This window comes from Variovorax rhizosphaerae, assembly GCF_037889975.1.
Classification (GTDB): domain Bacteria; phylum Pseudomonadota; class Gammaproteobacteria; order Burkholderiales; family Burkholderiaceae_C; genus Variovorax; species Variovorax rhizosphaerae.
On sequence record NZ_JBBKZT010000002.1, the window covers coordinates 510,869 to 528,231 of the forward strand.

A 17,363-nucleotide genomic window follows, 5' to 3' on the forward strand; every position below is an offset into this window, starting at 1 on the left:
CAAAGGGCTTCGGGCCAAGGAGCCCGCCTACGACCCCAGCAGATGCAACACCAACTCGCGCCGATGCGGGCGCGTCCGGTGCTCCCAAAGGTAGATGCCTTGCCAGGTCCCGAGCGCCAGGCGGCCACCGGACAGCGGGATCGACAACTGCACGGCCGTCAACGCCGCACGCACATGCGCCGGCATGTCGTCCGCGCCTTCGTCACGGTGACGGAACAAGGGATCGCCGTCCGGCACCAGGCGCGCGAAGAAGCGGTCCAGGTCGCCGCGCACATCGGGGTCCGCGTTCTCCTGGATCAACAGGCTTGCCGAGGTATGCCTGACGAAGACCGTCAACAGACCTTCGGCAACACCGGCCTCGGCCACCCAGTCGGCCACCTCTGAAGTGACCTCCAGCAACCCACGTCCGCGCGTCTGGAAGACAAGGGACGTGGTGAACTGCTGGAGCATCCGACTTCAGGTCACGTTGGCCAGCTGAGCACGCAGCGGCAACTGCCGGATGCGCTTGCCGGTCGCCGCCGCGATCGCATTCATCAGCGCCGGGGCGATCACCGGCACCCCTGGCTCACCCACGCCGCCCAGCGGCACGTCATAGGTCGAGGGCATGATGTGCACGACGATCTTCTTCGGCGCCAGGTTCATGCGCATGACCTCGTACTGGTGGAAGTTGTCCTGCTCGGCGCGGCCGTTCTTGAAGGTGATCTCGCTGACCACCGCCTGGCTCAGGCCCATCACGCAAGCGCCCTCGATCTGCGAGCGCACGCGGTCAGGGTTGACCGTCGGGCCGCAATCCACCGCCACGTCGATGCGCGGGATCAGGATGTCGCCCGAGGGATCGACGCTCACTTCCACGACAGCGGCGACGTACGTCACGAAGCTGTAGTGCGCCGCCAGGCCCAGCCCCTTGCCGCTGCCCAGCTTGCGGCCCCACTGCGCTTCCTTCGTCGCGCGCTCGATCACCCCGCGCAGCCGGCCTACGTTGACCGGATAGCGCTCGGGCGACTCGCCATGGTTCCAGCCGTCGCCGATCTTGCGCGGATCGATCAGCCGGTCCGGCCCCAGCAACTCGATCAGCAGGTCGCGATGGTCCTTGCCTTGCGCCTGCGCGATCTCGGCGATGAAGGACTGCGAAGCGAACGCATGCTGGATGTTGTTGACCGCACGCAGCCAGCCGATGCGCGCATGCGCAGTCGCCTCGGGGTTCTCGATGCGGATGTTCGGGATCGCGTAAGGCAAGCCGACAAGGCCCAGCCCCAATTCGAAGGTCGCCAGCGTCTTCGGATCCGGCGCGAAGATCGACGCAATCGTGGGTTCCGCCGTGCGATGCAGCCACGCCGTGACCTTGCCGTTGGCGTCCAGGCCTGCCTCCAGGTGCTGCGCGCAGACGGTGTGGAAGTAGTCGTGGTGCAGGTCGTCCTCGCGCGTCCAGGTGAGCTTGACCGGCTGGCCGCCCATTTCCTTGGATGTGAGCGCGGCCTCGACCACGAAGTCCTGCTTCGATTTGCGCCCGAAGCCGCCGCCCAGCAGCGTCACGTTGACCGTGACCTTGTCCGCCGCCAGGTTGAGCCGTTTCGCAACGCGGTCGCGCGAGGCCTGCGGCGATTGCGTGCAGGCCCAGACCTCGCAGGCGCCGTTGACGATGCGCGCGGTCGCCGCCGGGCACTCCATCGACGCATGCGCGTAGTGCGGCACGTAGTAATTGGCCTCGACCTTCTTCGCGGCCTTGGACAGCGCAGCGTAGGTGTCGCCTTCGTTGCGCACTTCCTTGCCACCGGTCTTCAGCACGGCCTGCTCGAGTTCGGCCCTGAAGGCGGGCGAGTTGTAGCTCGCGTGCGCCCCATCGTCCCACTCGATCTTGAGCAGGCTACGGCCCTTGATCGCCGCCCAGGTGTCCTTGCCGACCACGACGATGCCGCCGATGGGCTGGAACTCCGAGGGCGGCGGCGTGCCTTCCATTGCGAAGACCTTGACCACGCCAGGCACCTTCAACGCCTCCGTGGCATCGAAGCTCTTGACCTTGCCGCCGAGCACCCGCGGGCGCGCGATCACCGCATACAACATGCCCGGCAGGCGAGTGTCGATGCCGAACCAGGTCTTGCCGGTCGCGATCGCCTGCCCGTCGGTCAGGAAGGTGTCCTCCTTGCCGATGTAGCGGTACTGGCTCGGATCCTTCAGCTTGACCGAGGCCGGTGCCTGCACGTCGAGCTTGGCCGCGGCGAGTGCAAGAGCGCCATAGCCGAGCTTGCGCCCACTGGGCTTGTGCACGACCTCGTGGTTCCTGGCCTGCACCGAGTCGAGCGGCACCTTCCAGCGCGCGGCCGCGGCCTGTTCGAGCATCACGCGCGCGCTGGCGCCGCAGCGCCGCATCGGATCGAACCAGTGGCGCGTGCTGCGCGAGCCGTCGGTGTCCTGGTTGCCATACTTGGCTTCGTCACCCGGCGCCTGCACCACGCGCACGCGCTTCCAGTCGGCCTCCAGTTCATCGGCCACGATCTTGGGGATGCTGGTGCGCACGCCCTGCCCCATCTCGGAGCGGTTGACGACGATGCTGACGGTGCCGTCCGGTGCGATCGAGACGAAGATTTTCGGGCTGTCGCGCAGGCCTTCCGGCATGCCGTCGCCGCCGTACTTCGCAGGCGCATCGGCAGCGACGCCGATGGCGGGAAGGCCGACGTACAGCACAAGGCCTGTCAGGGGCGCCGCCTGGAGGAAGCGGCGGCGACTGGTGCCCGCCGAGGGAACAGGCGGCGTGTCCATCGAGCCGCCGGCTGCAACGTAGTCGGCGAGCGAATGGGGTTGGCGACGCGCGTTCATGCTGCATCTCCCATGCCGGCAGCCGACTTGATCGCCGAGCGGATCCGGGTGTAGGTGCCGCAGCGGCAGATGTTGCCGCTCATCGCGGCGTCGATGTCGGCATCGCTTGGCTTGGGGTTGGTCTGCAGCAGCGCGGTGGCGCTCATGATCTGGCCGGACTGGCAATAGCCGCATTGCGGCACACCGATCTTCATCCACGCCGCCTGGACCGCCTTGCCGGCGGGGCTGGCGCCGACCCCCTCGATCGTCGTGATCTTCTTGCCCACCGCCGCGGACAGCGGCGTCTGGCATGCACGCACCGGCGCGCCGTTGAGATGCACGGTGCAGGCGCCGCACAGCGCCATGCCGCAGCCGAACTTGGTGCCGGTCAGGCCGACATGGTCGCGCAAGACCCAGAGCAGCGGCGTGTCATCCGGCGCGGCGACGGTGGTCGCCTTGCCATTGATAGTCAACATGGTCATCGTGAGGTACTTCCAAGGTGGGTGGAAATCACAAGCCGTTGATCGACTGCTCGCCGGACCCAGCCTCGACCACGCTGTCCCGTCTTCAGGTGCGGGCCGAGGCAGGCGCGCACTGTCGACGGCCCTGGCATCGAGCGCGCATGTTGCGCTCCGCGCGATTGTGCTGCCGGGGACTGGGGAGTACAACTGCCCTGAAGATGGGATTCAGGGCGCGACCGGATCGATGCTTTGCCTCTTCGCGTCGAAGACCTTGACCTCTGCATCGATCTCGAATCGCGTCAGGTCTTCGCCCAGGACAAGCGGGCCGTCGTACGTCGTGCGCGTGCGCGCCAGCACCTCGGTCGGCGGGATGTCCAGCGGCGCGTTCGCCTTGAGCACGATGATGTGCGTGAAGGCCGCCACCTTCGGCCGTGCCAGCGAGAAAATTCGGCCAGCCTCTTCCGGCGTGGTGTGGTGCGCCGCAATTTCCTTGAAGCGCGGGTAGGCCTTCAGCAGTTCGGGATCGATGTCCGCCACCTCGTGGATCAGCAGGTCCGCGCCCTTGGCCTGCGCGGCGATGCGTTCGTCGTAGGTGGTGTCGCTGGAGATCACGACCTTCTTGCCCTCGTACTCGATCTTGTAGCCGAAGTTGTGTTCGATGAGGTCGCCATGGTGCGTCGGGAAGGCGGTGACCTTGACGCCATTGCGCTCGTAGACCACGCCGGCTGCGATGTCGTGCGCGTCGAAGGCGATGCCCGCGGGCGGCAGCTTCTCGTCGGCGATGCGCGTGCGGATGTCCTCGGCAAAGGCGGCCGTGAGGTTCTTCGTCATGGCTTCGGTGCCCTTCGGTCCGTAGATGACCATGGGCGTACTGCGCGAAGCGAAGGGCGTGGGCAGCCAGCCCGTCAGCCATAGGTCAGGCAGGCCGACCAGGTGGTCCGAATGAAAGTGCGTGATGAAGCTGGCCGTGACGTCCTTGAACGGGATGTTCAGTTGCGCGAGCCGGATGGTGACGCCACGACCGAGGTCGAACACCAGCTTCTCCTTGCCGGCCTCGACCAGGATCGATTGGCTGAAGCGCACGTTGCTGGGCACGGGGCTGCCGGTACCGAGCAATGTGACGTTGAGGGGAGCGGAGTGCGCGGTGACAGCGGCGCATGCGAAGGCGAGTGCGCCGAGGGCGCGACGGGCGAAGGAGAGCGTGTTCATTGGAACGATCGATTGGATGAGTGAGGCGAGATGCGACGAACCCGGCCTTGCGAGGCGCTGATGCGCTCCGGGTCGGAGGTTGGCGAAGCGAAGCGGAGCCGGGAGCGATCAACAGCGATTCGGGCCGCTGGTGTTGCCCCCGACAGGGCGCTGAGGAGCGCGCGAAGCATGGAGACCAGCGGCAGATCAAGTCTTCCCGGGCGCGGTCTCCTTGAGCAGCAACGCCACGAAGAACCCGATCACCAACGCCACGGCCGCCAGGTGCATGATGTATTGAATGCCGAAGTGCTGTGCCACGTAGCCCGCGATCACCGGCGCAATGCCGCCGCCGAAGATCTCGCCCGTGCCGACCACGATGCCCGAGGCCGTCGACATCAGCTTCGCCGGCACCGACTCCGCGCTCAGCGGGCCGACGGTCAGGCAGATCATGCTGAAGATGAAGAACAGCGTGACGAACAGCCAGGCGAACAGGCTCCAGGGCTGCGCACCGGTGTGCATCAGGAAGTACAACCCGATGGCCGCGCCGATGACCGAGATGATCATCACCGGCTTGCGACCGATGCGGTCCGACAGCGCCGGCATCACCAGCGTGCCCATCGTGCCGCCGAAGCCGATCGCCGACAGCACCAGGCCCATCTGCTCCAGCGACAGGTGCAGGTAGTCGATCAGGTAGCTGGGCAGCAGCGCGCTCAGCACGACCATGTTGGTCAGCCAGCACAGCATGCCGATCATGTTGAGCGGCACGTTGCGGTACTTGAACACGTCGGACCACTTGTGCGGCGAGGCGTCATGCGTCGATGTATGCGTCGCGGCGACAGCGGCCGGCGTGTTGCGCAGCATGCGATACAGCAGGTACGCGATGAGGAGCCCCGGGATCGACACCATCGCGAAGATCCAGTGCCATTCCACCACCTTGAGCAGTTGCGTCACCATGATCGGCGCGATGCCCAGCCCGAACAGCGGCAGCGCGGCCTGCTGGATGCCGATGTTCATGCCTTGCCGCGAAGGCTTCGAGGCATCCAGCGTCGCGACGATGCTCGACGGCGTGTAGGCTCCTTCCGCGAACCCGATCAGGGCGCGGATGAACATCAGGCTCATCACGCCGGTCGCAAGCCCGCTGAAGCCGGCCAGCAGCGAAAACACGATGATCGCGGGGATGATCACCTTGCGATGCCCGAAGCGGTCCGACAGGTTGCCCATGAACAGCGCGGCCACGCCCCAGGCGATGGCCAGCACGCCGGTCACCTGGCCGAGTTGCTGGTAGTTGAGGTTCAGGTCTTTCGCGATGACCGGGAACAGCGGCAGGATCATGAAGCGGTCGATGCCGACCAGGCCGAAGCCCAGGCACAGCAGCGCGACGGCTTTCCATTCGTAGCTGACGTCCCAGCGGGACTTCGACGGCGCGGTGACGGGTTGGCTTGCGACGTAGGTGTTCATCGTGCTTGTCTCCTTGGTGTTCAGGTGCTTGCTCAGGCGGCGAGCGCCTGTGGTGCTTGCTCGCTTTGCCCGGCTTGCACATGCACACCATGGCGCTTCAGGTCGGCGGCGAGGTCGTCGACGAGATCGTTGACGCCGCTGGCATCGGCGGTCGCGCCATAGAGATAGAAGTCGGGGCGCACCAGCATGGTCTGGATGCCGTGCTGTTCCATGTAGGGCAGGTACTTGTGGTCGACATCGACCAGCGTGCCCTGCGCCGCGATGTTGCCGACGACCGCGCGCTTCGCACCGATCGCATCGAGGAACGCGCGCTGCGATGCGCCGAGCGACGGCGCGCTGCCACGCGAGACGAGCACGAAGCCGAGGCCCACGACCTCATCGAAGCGACCCTGGCGTTCACCCGAGCGCACCGTGCCGTGCGGGCTCAGCAGGCCGGCAGGCGCTTGCACGGCACCGCTCGCATCGCGGCGCAGGATGCCGTCGGTCAGCGAGGGGAACGCGGGCGGCGGCGGCACCTTGCCGCTGAAGAAGGCTTCGTCGCGCTCGGCCGCCTTGTCGGCATCGGGAATGCAGATGATCTTGCCGAGGAACATCGACAGGTCGATCACATCGCTCACATGCGGGCGGCGTTCGGGCTGGTAGGTGTCGAGCAGCGTGTCCTCGGCGTGGCCCTTCAGGATCAGGTCGAGCTTCCAGGCGAGGTTCCAGTCGTCGCGCAGGCCGGCGCACATGCCTTGGCCCATGAAGGGCGGCATGACGTGCGCCGCATCGCCGGCGATCAGCATGCGGCCCTTGCGCCAGGTGTTGGCCAGCAGCGAGCGGAAGGTGTAGACCTTGTGCCGCACGATGGTGGCCTGGTCTCGTTTCACCCACGGTTCGAGCAGGTCCCATGCGACGTGTTCGTGCTCCAGTTCCGCGGCGGTCTCGTGCGGCAGGCGCATGAACTCCCAGCGGCGGAAGTAGCGGCCGTCCTTGATACCGGCCGGCACGATGGTGGTCGGGCGGACCGGGTTGCAGTACTGGGCGGCCGGCGGGATGTCGAGCGTTACGCCCTCATTCGGCAGCACGTCGATCACCAGCCAGTCGGCTTCGAAGCCGCGGTCTTCCTGCGTCGAGCCAATGGCTTGGCGCACCAGGCTGTTGGCACCGTCGGCACCGATCAGGTACTTGCAGCGGACGGTGCGCGTCTCGCCGGATTCGGTGTCGCGCACCACCAGCTGTGCGTAGTCGGCCGTCTGCGTCGCCTCGATGGCTTCCCAGCCCAGGTTCAGCGTGACCTCGGGGCGCGCCTGCACGACTTCCTCGAACATCTTCTCCAGCGTGGGCTGGTGCACGAAGTTGACCTCGGGGCCGCCGGAGATGGACTCGGATTCCCAGTCGATGGAAAGCAGCTCTTTCCACTCCGCGTTGAACCACTTGTAGTGCGGGCCGGCATGGCTCACGGCTGGCAACTGTTGGCTCATCCCGAGCGCGGAGAGCACGCGGTACAGCTCATGGTCGATGCACACGGCGCGCGGCAGCGCATAGCGCTCGCGCCAGCGTTCGAAGATGGCAACCTTGTGGCCTTGACGGGCGAGTGAAAGGGCCATGATCTCGCTGACCGGGCCGTAGCCGATCTGCACGACGTCGTAGAAGGGGATGTTGCTGCTGTTCATGACGAGTCTCCTTGTGCCGCGCGCTCAGCGAGCAGCCGTTTCGTGGTTGACGATGAAATCCTCGGGAAGCGATGGGCCCCAGACGTAGAGCGAGTCCTCGCCCGGGTGGTCGGCCGCAGGCCAGGTGTTGCCGGCCTCGACGTAGTCGATATCGAAGGAGTACTCCGCATAGCTGCCCCACGGGTCACGCACGTAGCGGAAGTAGTTGGAGCCGAGCACGTGGCGGCCCACGCCCCAGCCCTGCGCGTAGCCGGCCTCCGCCATCTGCTGCGTGCCCTGCCCGACCTCGTCGATCGACGGCACGCACCAGCTGCTGTGGTGCAATCCGCCGCCGTTCGACAACGCCAGCGCGATCAGGTGGTGATCGCTGCCGTGCGGCGTGTGCAGGAAAGCGATGACCGAGCCCGACTTGTCGGAGAGGCGCAGGCCCAGCACGTTTTCGTAGAACGCGCGCGCTGCATCGACATCGGCGCTGAACAGCAGGATGTGCGAGAGGTACAACGGGCGCGCAGCCTTCGCCTTGCTGCGGCTCGGCGACCGGCCGGCGTTGCCGTTCACCGGCGGGAATTCGCGCGGCGCCGGTTGCGACGGCGAGGACTTCGCTGCGACGCGCAGTTGGAGAGGGATCGCGTCCGGGCCTTCGATCCAGATGCCGCCGGTATCGGCATGCGCAGGGGCCGCAATCGTCGCGACGCCCTTGGCCGCCAGGTGCTGCCGGAAGCGCGCCTCATCCGATGCGTGGATGCCAAGGCTGATCCATGCCAGCCGCTTGGCGTCGCCGCCCTTCAACACGCGGGCCCAGCGATGCGGATGCCCGAAGGTGTAGAGCGCCAGTGCGTCGCCCTCGTCGCGCACATCGAGCCCGAAGGCCGTGTAGAAATGGCGCGCCTGTTCCAGGTCGGGCACGCTGTAGACGAATTCGTCGACGGAGTGCACCGCCAGGAAGTCGTTGTCGCTGCGATGGCTTGTCGTTGCAGTCATGCGTTGTCTCCTTGTTGGCTCTGGCGGCGGGCAAAGCTCCGCCCTCGCCGGCTGCAACGCGTGCAGCACGGCGTTGTCTTGAAAGCGTTCAGCGGCTGGCGCGGGGTCAGATGACCTGTTGGCGCTGCGTGCCCAGCACGCCGGCGCACAGGGTCATGACGTCGCCGCGCTTGAGGAACTGCGGGTTCGGCTTTATGCCCAGGCCCACGCCCTGCGGTGTGCCGGTGATGACCACGTCGCCGGGCAGGAGCGTCATGAACTGGCTCAGGTAGGACACCACTTCAGCCACCGGGAAGATCATGTCGGCGGTGTTGCTCTGCTGCTTGACCTCGCCGTTGACCGCCAGTTCGAGCGGGATGTTCTGCGGGTCCGGCAATTCGTCGCTGGTCACCAGCCACGGGCCGATCGGACCGAAGCCGTCGAAGCTCTTGCCCTTGCCCCACTGCCCGTTGCGCTTGATCTGCCAGTCGCGCTCCGACACGTCGTTGGCCAGGCAGTAGCCGGCCACGTGCTTCAGCGCATCGGCCACCGACACCCTCTTGCACTGCGTGCCGATGACGAAGCCCAGTTCGATCTCCCAGTCGCCGGCGACCGAGCCTTCGGGCAATTCGACGTCGTCATCGGGGCCGGCGAGCGAGGTCAGCGCCTTGGTGAACACCACCGGTTCCTTCGGGATCTCCAGGCCGGACTCCTCCGCATGCTTGCGGTAGTTGAGGCCGATCGCGACGAACTGGCGCACGCCCGTCACCGGCGCGCCGAGCCGCGTGCCCTCCGGGACCAAGGGCAGCTTCGACAGGTCGATGGCGGTCAGCGCCTGCAGCTTGGCGGGCGACATCCACTCGGGCGTGAAGTCGGGGATGAGCAGGGACAGGTCGCGGACCTTGCCGTTCGCGTCGAGTGCGCCTGGCTTTTCTGCCCCTGCGGGGCCGTGACGTAGCAGCTTCATGAATGTGCCTCTCGGTAGTTGATTTGGACTGTTTGTCTAAAACGAACTTTAGTCGAACTGACAAAAACATCAATATGACAAACAAGGAAAAATGGTAGGTGGTTTCCCTATGCCCCACCGATCGATTTCCGGTCGAATCTCATCGTGTACCCTCGACAGCCATGGCAACGAAGCAAGCAGAAACAGCCCCCGAAGACCACCGCGTGCGCGTCGGCGCACAGCGACGCGAGAAGACGAAATTGCGACTGCTGGAGAACGCGCTGTCGGTGTTCTCGGAGAAGGGTCCGGACGTGGCTGTCATCGACGACTTCATCGCCGCGGCCGGTGTTTCGCGCGGCACCTTCTACAACCACTTCAAGACGACGAACGAACTGCTGCTCGAGCTGGCGGCAGCCATGAGCGACGAGGTGCTGCAGATCGTCGACCCGCTCGTCCTGCAACTGGAAGACCCTGTCGCGCGCGTCGCATGCGGCACGCGCCTCTACATGCAAATGGCCGTGCGCTACCCGCTGTGGGGCGGCTTCATCACGCGCGTCGGCACCCGCATCGCCACGCGCGGCCAGCTCATCGATGTCTACCTCACGCGCGACCTCGAGGCCGCGCGCAAGAGCAAGCGGATCCAGGTCGACAGCGTCACCGTCGCGCGCGACATCGTGCTCGGCTCGATCTTCTACGGCATCGAGACCATGCTCACCGAGCCGACGCAGAAGCACCATCCCGAGCACATCCTGCGCAGCGTGCTGGTCGGTTTCGGGCTCGACCCGAAAGAGGCGGAAGCCATCGCCTACATGCCGCTGGCCATGCCCGGTGCGGTGGAAGGCCCCATCTTTTCCGGTTTGAAACGCGTTGACGGTGCGATCCGCCGCAGCGATCGAGCCTGATGCGGTCGGGGCATCTGCAGCTCCACGAACTCTTTGAATTCGATGGAGAGCGGTCACGTCTCGCGATCTGCGACCCTCGCACGTGAATCAAAGTGACGATACGCCGCCGCGCACGGAGAGGCCATGCGGTCCACGGAATAGGATCGATGCCCAAGCGAGGCAATGGCTCGAACAGTTCCACACGGCACGAGCCATGCACAAGCGCCGTCATCGGAAGCATGCCGACGGCGAAGGACGGCATCAGAAACTTCAGGGACTGCGCCGCGTGATCGCTGCCCATTGGCACTGACAAGAGCGACAAGCCGACAAGAAAGAAGCCCCGCATTCATCACGAATGCGGGGCCATCGTTCTGCAGCTGGGCTGATCCACCTACTTCGTCGGCGCTCCGCCCTCGAACCACTTGCCAATCAACGCCCGCTCCGCATCGGTCATGCCGGTCGAGTTGTTCATCGGCATGATCTTCGTGACCACCACCTGCTGGTAGATGCCCTGCGCATGCGCGGCCACCTGGTCCGGTGAATCCACGCGAACGTTCTTCATCTGCATGGCCGTGCCGTGGCACATGTAGCAGCGTTGCTCCAGCACCTTCTGCACCTCGCCGAACGAAACCTTCTGCTCCACCGCGCCAGGCGCAGGCGCCGCCGCGGGCTGGGGCTTCATCCACACGATGGTCAGGCCCAGCACTGCGATGCCCAAAAGCGCATACGGCAGCGGGTTGCCCGCGTTGCCCAGCTTGAAGCGATGCCGCACCACGAAGAACTGGCGGATCGCCGCGCCGCCCAGCATGATCAGCAGCAACACGATCCAGTTGTACTGGTGCGTGTAGGTGAAGCTGTAGTGGTTGCTCAGCATCGCGAACAGCACCGGCAGCGTGAAGTAGGTGTTGTGCACGCTGCGCTGTTTGCCACGCTGGCCGTGCACCGGGTCGACCGGCTGGCCGGCGCGCAGTGCGGCGACGTTCTTGCGTTGGCCGGGGATGATCCAGAAGAACACGTTGCCGCTCATGGTCGTGGCCATCATGGCGCCGACCAGCAGGAAGGCCGCACGGCCCGCGAACAGGTGGCAGGCCAGCCAGGTCGCGAAGACGATGAAGATGGCGATCAGCACGCCGACGATGGTGTCGCCGTTCTTGCGCCGGCCGAAGATCTGGCAGATGCCGTCGTAGACCATCCAGAACACGACGAAGAAAGCCAGTGCCACGCCGATGGCCGCGCCCGGCTGCCAGTCCATCTTGCTCTTGTCGATGAGGTAGGTGCTGGCGTTCCACAGGTACGACATGGTGAAGAGCGCGAACCCGGTGATCCAGGTGGTGTAGCTCTCCCAGTACGACCAGTGCAGGTGGTCCGGCAGCTTCTTGGGCGACAGCAGGTACTTCTGCGAGTTATAGAACCCACCGCCGTGCACGGCCCATTGCTCACCGCCTACGCCCTTGTCGAGGGATTCCTGGTCCTCGGGCTTTTCGAGGCTGTTGTCCAGCATCACGAAATAGAAGGAGGCGCCGATCCACGCGACCGCGGTGATGACGTGGACCCACCGCAGCAGCAGATTGGCCCAATCGAGGTAGTAGCTTTCCATGATTGCTCTCAGCCCTGGCGGCGCATCGGGACGCCGCGTTTATGTTTGCTTCTGTTCACCACTGCGGGGCTGTGAACAGCAGAAAGCCGCGAATTCCCTCGCTCCGCTGCGGCTTGTGAACCGAAGTGTATACAGTTTCTGCAATTGCGCACACTTTTTTTACCCTTCGCGGCGTTGCAACAACTGTGCCGCGACCGCCACGGCGATCACCTCCGGCTCCTTGCCGGTGATGCCCGGCACCCCGATCGGGCAGGTAACGCGCGCCGTTTCTTCTTCCGTGAAACCGCGTGCCTCCAGCCGGTGCCGGAAGGTCGCCCACTTGGTCTTGCTGCCGATGAGGCCGATGTAGGGCAGGTCGTCCCGCTCGCGCAGGCGCCGAAGGCAGGCGATGACGATGTCCAGGTCTTCCGCATGGCTGAAGCTCATGATCAGCACGTGCGAGCCCGGCGCGAGCTGCGCGACGGCGTCCTGCACCGGCTCGGAATACTCGGTTTCGATTTGTGCGGGCAAGGCCTCGGGGAAGACGCCATCCCGACTGTCGATCCAACGCACCGAGTAGGGCAGGCCGGCCAGCAGTCGGGCTAGCGCCGCGCCCACGTGGCCGCCGCCGAACAGGGCCACCGGGGTCAGCCGGGCCACGAGTTCGCGCTGCAGCGCAGCACGGTCGACCGCGGTGATGTATTGATATGAAAGAAACACCACCCCGCCGCAACACTGGCCCAGGCTGGGGCCGAGCGGGTAGCGCCGCACTTCGGGGATGCCCTCCCCGCCCAGCAGCCAGCCGCGCGCCTCCTGCGTGGCCTGGAATTCGAGTTGGCCGCCGCCGATGGTGGCGGTGAGGCCGTCTTGCCAGACTGCCATCCAGGTGCCAGCCTCTCGCGGGGCGGACCCTTGCGTGCGTGTGATGCGCACGAGCACGCCGTCTTCACGCGACAGGCGGTCGAGCAACAGATCGACGTCGCCGCTCATCCAAGGCCTTTCACGCCGGACTCGGCACTGCGTGCTGTACCAGAGCGGCGGCCAAGCGCGCGCCCGTGAAACCTCGAAGCGTCCTCGGGTTGCACGCACGCGGTATAACCCCGCCGATGAACTCTTCGCTCCCATTGCGCCGCCTCGCCCGCGTCGGCGCCTTGCTCTGCACCCTGTGCCTCGCGGCTTGCGGAAGCAGCGGCCCCACGGTTCCCGGCCAGTTGAGCAACGCCACCGTCTCGAAGGGCGGCACACCCAGCCCGACACCCCGCCCTTCCAACGCCGCCACTGCGCGCGAATACCGCCGCGATGCCGCACGCCACGTCTACGCCGCCAATGCCCAGCGCATCTACGAAGGCAAGCTGCCCGCCCTGCTCTACGCGATCGGCACGCTGGAAGTGAACGTCGACGGCAGCGGCAAGGTGACATCGATGCACTGGATGCGCGCGCCGAAGCATGCGCCCGAAGTCATCGAGGAAATCGAGCGCACGGTGCTCGCGGCCGCGCCCTTCCCGGTCGCCACGAAGCTCGGCAAGGTGACCTGGACCGACACCTGGCTGTGGGACAAGGGCGGTCATTTCCAGCTCGACACGCTCAGCGAAGGGCAACTCTGATCAGCTGCCGCGGTAGGTGGAGTAGCTCCACGGGCTGACCAGCAAGGGGACGTGGTAGTGCTGGTCGGTGTGCGCCACGCCGAAGTCCAGCGCCACCTTGTTGAGAAAGTTGGGCTCGGGCAACTGCACGCCCTTCGCCTTGAAGTAGCCCGCCACATCGAACACCAGCCGATAGGTGCCGACCTTGATGGTGTTGTTGTCGTACAGCGGGCCGTCGCTGCGGCCGTCGTGGTTCAGCGTGAACTGGCGCACCAGCGTCGCCTGCTCGCCGTCGGTGGTGTAAAGCGCCACCGACATGCCGGCGGCCGGGCCGCCATGCATCGTGTCCAGTACGTGGGTGCTCAAGCCCATGGTTTTGCTCCTCGAATCTTGCCGCGGAAAATTCCGGTGGACAAAAGTGTATACAGTTATTCACTTTGGGGCTATCATAAAAATCATGGAGACCTCATCCGCCACCCGATCCATCGTCGACGCGCTCACAAAAGCGATCGTCGACCACCGCCTGCAGCCCGGCACCAAGCTGGCCGAGCAGAAGCTGGCGGACCATTTCGGCGTGTCGCGCACGCTGGTCAGGCAAGCCCTGTTCCAGCTCTCACAGAACCGGCTGATCCGCCTGGAGCCCGCGCGCGGTGCCTTCGTGGCGGCGCCGGCGGTGGACGAGGCCAAGCAGGTGTTCGCGGTGCGCCGCATGCTTGAGGCCGAAATGACGCGCGCCTTCGTGCGCACTGTCACGCCGGCCAAGATCAAAGCGCTGAAGGAACACGTGGCGCTGGAGAAATCCGCCGTCGAAGGCGAGGACATCTCGGGCCGCACCGAGTTGCTGGGGGACTTCCATGTGCGCATGGCGGAACTCATGGGCAACACGGTGCTGGCCCAGATATTGGGAGAGCTGATTTCACGCTGCGCGCTCATCACCTTGATGTACCAGAGCGCCAGTGCAGCAGAACATTCGAATGATGAGCACGCCGACATCGTGAAAGCGCTGGCGGCGAGGGACGAAGAACGCGCAGTGCGCCTGATGACCGAACACCTTGAGCATGTCGAGGCCAATCTGACCTTCGACCGCAAGGTCCCGACGAACGATATTTCCCTCGCGTTGTCTTAGCGACGCAACCCATCATGAGCGATTCACCCAAGACTCCCTACCCACGGGACATGATCGGCTACGGCCGTGACGTTCCCCATGCCCAATGGCCCAACGGCGCGAAGATCGCCGTCCAGTTCGTCCTCAACTACGAGGAAGGCGGCGAGAACAACGTGCTGCACGGCGACCCGACCTCGGAGACCTTCCTCTCCGAACTGGTCACCGCGCAAGCGTACGAAAACCGCCACATGACGATGGAGTCGATGTACGAGTACGGCTCGCGCGCCGGCGTCTGGCGCATCCTGCGCGAGTTCGAATCGCGCGGCCTGCCGATGACCATCTTCGGTGTCGGCATGGCGTTGCAGCGCTATCCCGAGTTGCTCGACGTCTTCATGAAGAACGACTACGAGATCGCCAACCACGGCCTGCGCTGGATCCACTACCAGAACCTGCCTGCCGCGAACGAGAAGCGGCACATGGACCTGGCCACGCATGTCATCCGCGACATGACCAAGGGCCAGTGGCCGCTCGGCTGGTACACCGGCCGCGACAGCCCCAACACGCGCCGCCTGCTGGCCGACCACGGCGGCTACGAATACGACAGCGACTACTACGGCGACGACCTGCCCTTCTGGACGCAGGTCACCAAGAGCGACGGCAGCGTGGTGCCGCACCTGGTCGTGCCCTACTCGCTCGACTGCAACGACATGCGCTTCGTGCAGGCCCAGGGCTTCAACACCGGCGAGCACTTCTTCAACTACCTGCGCGACAGCTTCGACGCGCTGTACGCCGAAGGTGAAGAGGCTCCGAAGATGATGAGCATCGGCATGCATTGCCGCCTGCTCGGCAAGCCCGGCCGCATCGGCGCGCTCAAGCGCTTCCTCGACCATGTGCAGAAGCACGACAAGGTCTGGGTCTGCCGCCGCATCGACATCGCCCAGCACTGGAAGAAAGTGCATCCGTTCCAAGCCTAAAGGGAGACTCTCATGCCACTGACCATCGAACAACTGAACAGCGCTTCGGCGCCCGAGGCCGTCGCCATGCTCGACGGCATCTACGAGCATTCGCCCTGGGTGGGCGAGCGCGCGCTGGCCGAGCGGCCCTTCAAGTCGCTCGCGCATCTGAAGTTGGCGATGGTCCAAGTGCTGGAGCGCGCCAGCGAGGAAGAGAAGCTGGGCCTGATCCGCGTGCACCCGGAGTTGGCCGGCAAGGCGATGGAAGCCAAGACGCTCACCGCAGAATCGACCAACGAGCAGGGCAAGGCCGGGCTGACCAACTGCACGCCGGAAGAGCTTGCGCACATCCGCGGGCTCAACAAGGCCTATGGCGAGAAGTTCGGCTTTCCCTTCATCCTCGCGGTGCGCGGCCCGCGCGGCGCGGGTCTCGGCAAGAAGGCGATCATCGAGACCTTCGAGCGCCGGCTGCACCACCATCCCGCGTTCGAGCTGGGTGAGGCGATGCGCAACATCCACCGCATCGCCGAGATCCGCCTGAACGACAAGTTCGGCCGCGACATCACGCTCGGCAACGACGTGTGGGACTGGCAGGAGCAACTCGCGGTCTACACCGATCCGGGCTATGGCGAGCTGGGTCAGCTTACCGTCACCTATCTCACCGATGCGCACCGCGCCTGTGCCGCGCAGATCTCGACCTGGATGACCGAATGCGGCTTCGACTCGGTGCACATCGATGCGGTCGGCAACGTGGTCGGCCGCTATGAAGGCGCCACGCCGGGCGCCAAGGCGCTGATCACCGGCTCGCACTACGACACGGTGCGCAACGGCGGCAAGTACGACGGGCGCCTCGGCATTTTCGTGCCGATGGCCTGCGTGCGTGAACTGCATCGCCAGGGCAAGCGCCTGCCCTTCGCCTTCGAGGTGGTCGGCTTCGCGGAAGAGGAAGGCCAGCGCTACAAGGCCACCTTCCTCGGTTCCGGCGCGCTCATCGGCCACTTCAACCCCGATTGGCTGGAGCAACAGGATGCCGACGGCATCACCATGCGCGAGGCGATGAAGCATGCGGGGTTGAAGGAAGAAGACATTCCCAAGATCCAGCGCGATCCGGCGCAGTACCTCGGCTTCGTCGAGGTGCACATCGAGCAAGGTCCGGTGCTGACCGAGAAGGACTTGCCGCTCGGCATCGTCACGTCCATCAACGGCAGCGTGCGCTATGTCGGCGAAGTCATCGGCATGGCCAGCCACGCGGGCACCACGCCGATGGACCGCCGTTGCGATGCGGCCGCCGCGGTCGCGGAGTTGATCCTCTTCGCCGAGCAGCGCGCCGCGAAGGATGGCGATTCGGTCGCCACGGTCGGCATGCTGCAGGTGCCCAACGGCTCCATCAACGTGGTGCCGGGCAACTGCAAGTTCAGCCTGGACATCCGCGCGCCCAACAACGCACAACGCGACAGCATGGCCAACGACATCCTGGCCGCGCTCAAGGAAATCTGCGAGCGCCGCAGCGTGCGCTACACGCTGGAAGAGACGATGCGCGCCGCCGCCGCACCGAGCGCGCCCGAATGGCAGAAGCGCTGGGAAGACGCGGTCGGCTCGCTCGGACTGCCACTGTTCCGCATGCCCAGCGGCGCCGGCCATGACGCGATGAAGCTGCACGAAGTCATGCCGCAAGCCATGCTCTTCGTGCGCGGCATCAACTCCGGCATCAGCCACAACCCGCTGGAGTCCAGCACCTCGGACGACATGCAGTTGGCCGTCGAGGCCTTCCAGCACCTGCTCAACAACCTCACGGTTCAATAAA

At 65.5% G+C, this 17,363-nt stretch carries 16 protein-coding genes; 5 read left to right on the top strand and 11 right to left on the bottom strand.

Going from position 1 to position 17,363, the window contains the following annotated elements:
- Nucleotides 1-27: 27 nt before the first annotated feature.
- The 8 genes from WKW82_RS06215 to WKW82_RS06250 form a co-directional block, all read right to left on the bottom strand.
- Nucleotides 28-450, bottom strand: coding sequence for a secondary thiamine-phosphate synthase enzyme YjbQ (locus WKW82_RS06215; protein WP_340341373.1), 423 nt, complete (start codon nucleotides 448-450; stop codon nucleotides 28-30).
- A 6-nt stretch (nucleotides 451-456) separates the two neighbouring features.
- Nucleotides 457-2,757: a xanthine dehydrogenase family protein molybdopterin-binding subunit gene (locus tag WKW82_RS06220; RefSeq protein ID WP_340341477.1), complete on the bottom strand. Its 2,301-nt coding sequence runs from the start codon at nucleotides 2,755-2,757 to the stop codon at nucleotides 457-459.
- A 53-nt stretch (nucleotides 2,758-2,810) separates the two neighbouring features.
- The gene (locus WKW82_RS06225) at nucleotides 2,811-3,275 is read right to left on the bottom strand and encodes a (2Fe-2S)-binding protein (RefSeq protein WP_340341374.1); all 465 of its coding nucleotides are present in this window, start codon (nucleotides 3,273-3,275) and stop codon (nucleotides 2,811-2,813) included.
- 204 nt (nucleotides 3,276-3,479) lie between these two features.
- Nucleotides 3,480-4,463, bottom strand: a complete 984-nt coding sequence (locus tag WKW82_RS06230; protein WP_340341375.1) for an MBL fold metallo-hydrolase — start codon at nucleotides 4,461-4,463, stop codon at nucleotides 3,480-3,482.
- A 186-nt stretch (nucleotides 4,464-4,649) separates the two neighbouring features.
- Complete coding sequence (locus WKW82_RS06235; protein WP_340341376.1) at nucleotides 4,650-5,900, bottom strand: MFS transporter; 1,251 nt, start codon at nucleotides 5,898-5,900, stop codon at nucleotides 4,650-4,652.
- A 32-nt stretch (nucleotides 5,901-5,932) separates the two neighbouring features.
- On the bottom strand, nucleotides 5,933-7,555 hold the full coding sequence (gene mhpA / locus WKW82_RS06240) for a bifunctional 3-(3-hydroxy-phenyl)propionate/3-hydroxycinnamic acid hydroxylase MhpA (RefSeq protein ID WP_340341377.1): 1,623 nt from the start codon (nucleotides 7,553-7,555) through the stop codon (nucleotides 5,933-5,935).
- Between the two features lie 24 nt (nucleotides 7,556-7,579).
- Nucleotides 7,580-8,536, bottom strand: a complete 957-nt coding sequence (locus WKW82_RS06245) for a VOC family protein (protein WP_340341378.1) — start codon at nucleotides 8,534-8,536, stop codon at nucleotides 7,580-7,582.
- A 106-nt stretch (nucleotides 8,537-8,642) separates the two neighbouring features.
- Nucleotides 8,643-9,482, bottom strand: coding sequence for a fumarylacetoacetate hydrolase family protein (locus tag WKW82_RS06250; RefSeq protein WP_340341379.1), 840 nt, complete (start codon nucleotides 9,480-9,482; stop codon nucleotides 8,643-8,645).
- Nucleotides 9,483-9,643: 161 nt separating this feature from the next.
- On the opposite strand from WKW82_RS06250, the gene WKW82_RS06255 reads away from it, so the two are divergent.
- Complete coding sequence (locus tag WKW82_RS06255) at nucleotides 9,644-10,363, top strand: TetR/AcrR family transcriptional regulator (RefSeq protein WP_340341380.1); 720 nt, start codon at nucleotides 9,644-9,646, stop codon at nucleotides 10,361-10,363.
- A gap of 370 nt (nucleotides 10,364-10,733) precedes the next feature.
- Here WKW82_RS06255 and WKW82_RS06260 read toward each other — a convergent pair whose 3' ends face one another.
- Nucleotides 10,734-11,939 carry a urate hydroxylase PuuD gene (locus tag WKW82_RS06260; RefSeq protein ID WP_340341381.1) on the bottom strand — a complete coding sequence of 402 codons (1,206 nt, stop codon included), beginning with the start codon at nucleotides 11,937-11,939 and terminating at the stop codon, nucleotides 10,734-10,736.
- A gap of 159 nt (nucleotides 11,940-12,098) precedes the next feature.
- Nucleotides 12,099-12,908, bottom strand: a complete 810-nt coding sequence (xdhC, locus tag WKW82_RS06265; RefSeq protein ID WP_340341382.1) for a xanthine dehydrogenase accessory protein XdhC — start codon at nucleotides 12,906-12,908, stop codon at nucleotides 12,099-12,101.
- Nucleotides 12,909-13,024: 116 nt separating this feature from the next.
- Here xdhC and WKW82_RS06270 point away from each other — a divergent pair, with 116 nt between their 5' ends.
- Nucleotides 13,025-13,522 (top strand): hypothetical protein, encoded by a 498-nt coding sequence (locus WKW82_RS06270; protein ID WP_340341383.1) that lies wholly within the window; start codon nucleotides 13,025-13,027, stop codon nucleotides 13,520-13,522.
- Here the strand turns inward: WKW82_RS06270 and uraH are convergent, their stop codons facing one another.
- Nucleotides 13,523-13,873 (bottom strand): hydroxyisourate hydrolase, encoded by a 351-nt coding sequence (uraH, locus tag WKW82_RS06275; RefSeq protein ID WP_340341384.1) that lies wholly within the window; start codon nucleotides 13,871-13,873, stop codon nucleotides 13,523-13,525. It abuts the gene before it with no gap.
- 76 nt (nucleotides 13,874-13,949) lie between these two features.
- Here uraH and WKW82_RS06280 point away from each other — a divergent pair, with 76 nt between their 5' ends.
- From WKW82_RS06280 to uraD, 3 genes are read left to right on the top strand one after another with little or no spacing between them, the layout of a single operon-like run.
- A complete protein-coding gene (locus WKW82_RS06280; RefSeq protein ID WP_422823429.1) occupies nucleotides 13,950-14,627 on the top strand; it encodes a GntR family transcriptional regulator in 678 nt (225 codons plus the stop codon).
- A 14-nt stretch (nucleotides 14,628-14,641) separates the two neighbouring features.
- Complete coding sequence (puuE, locus tag WKW82_RS06285; protein ID WP_340341385.1) at nucleotides 14,642-15,580, top strand: allantoinase PuuE; 939 nt, start codon at nucleotides 14,642-14,644, stop codon at nucleotides 15,578-15,580.
- 12 nt (nucleotides 15,581-15,592) lie between these two features.
- Nucleotides 15,593-17,362, top strand: a complete 1,770-nt coding sequence (gene uraD, locus WKW82_RS06290; protein ID WP_340341386.1) for a 2-oxo-4-hydroxy-4-carboxy-5-ureidoimidazoline decarboxylase — start codon at nucleotides 15,593-15,595, stop codon at nucleotides 17,360-17,362.
- Nucleotide 17,363: the final 1 nt, after the last annotated feature.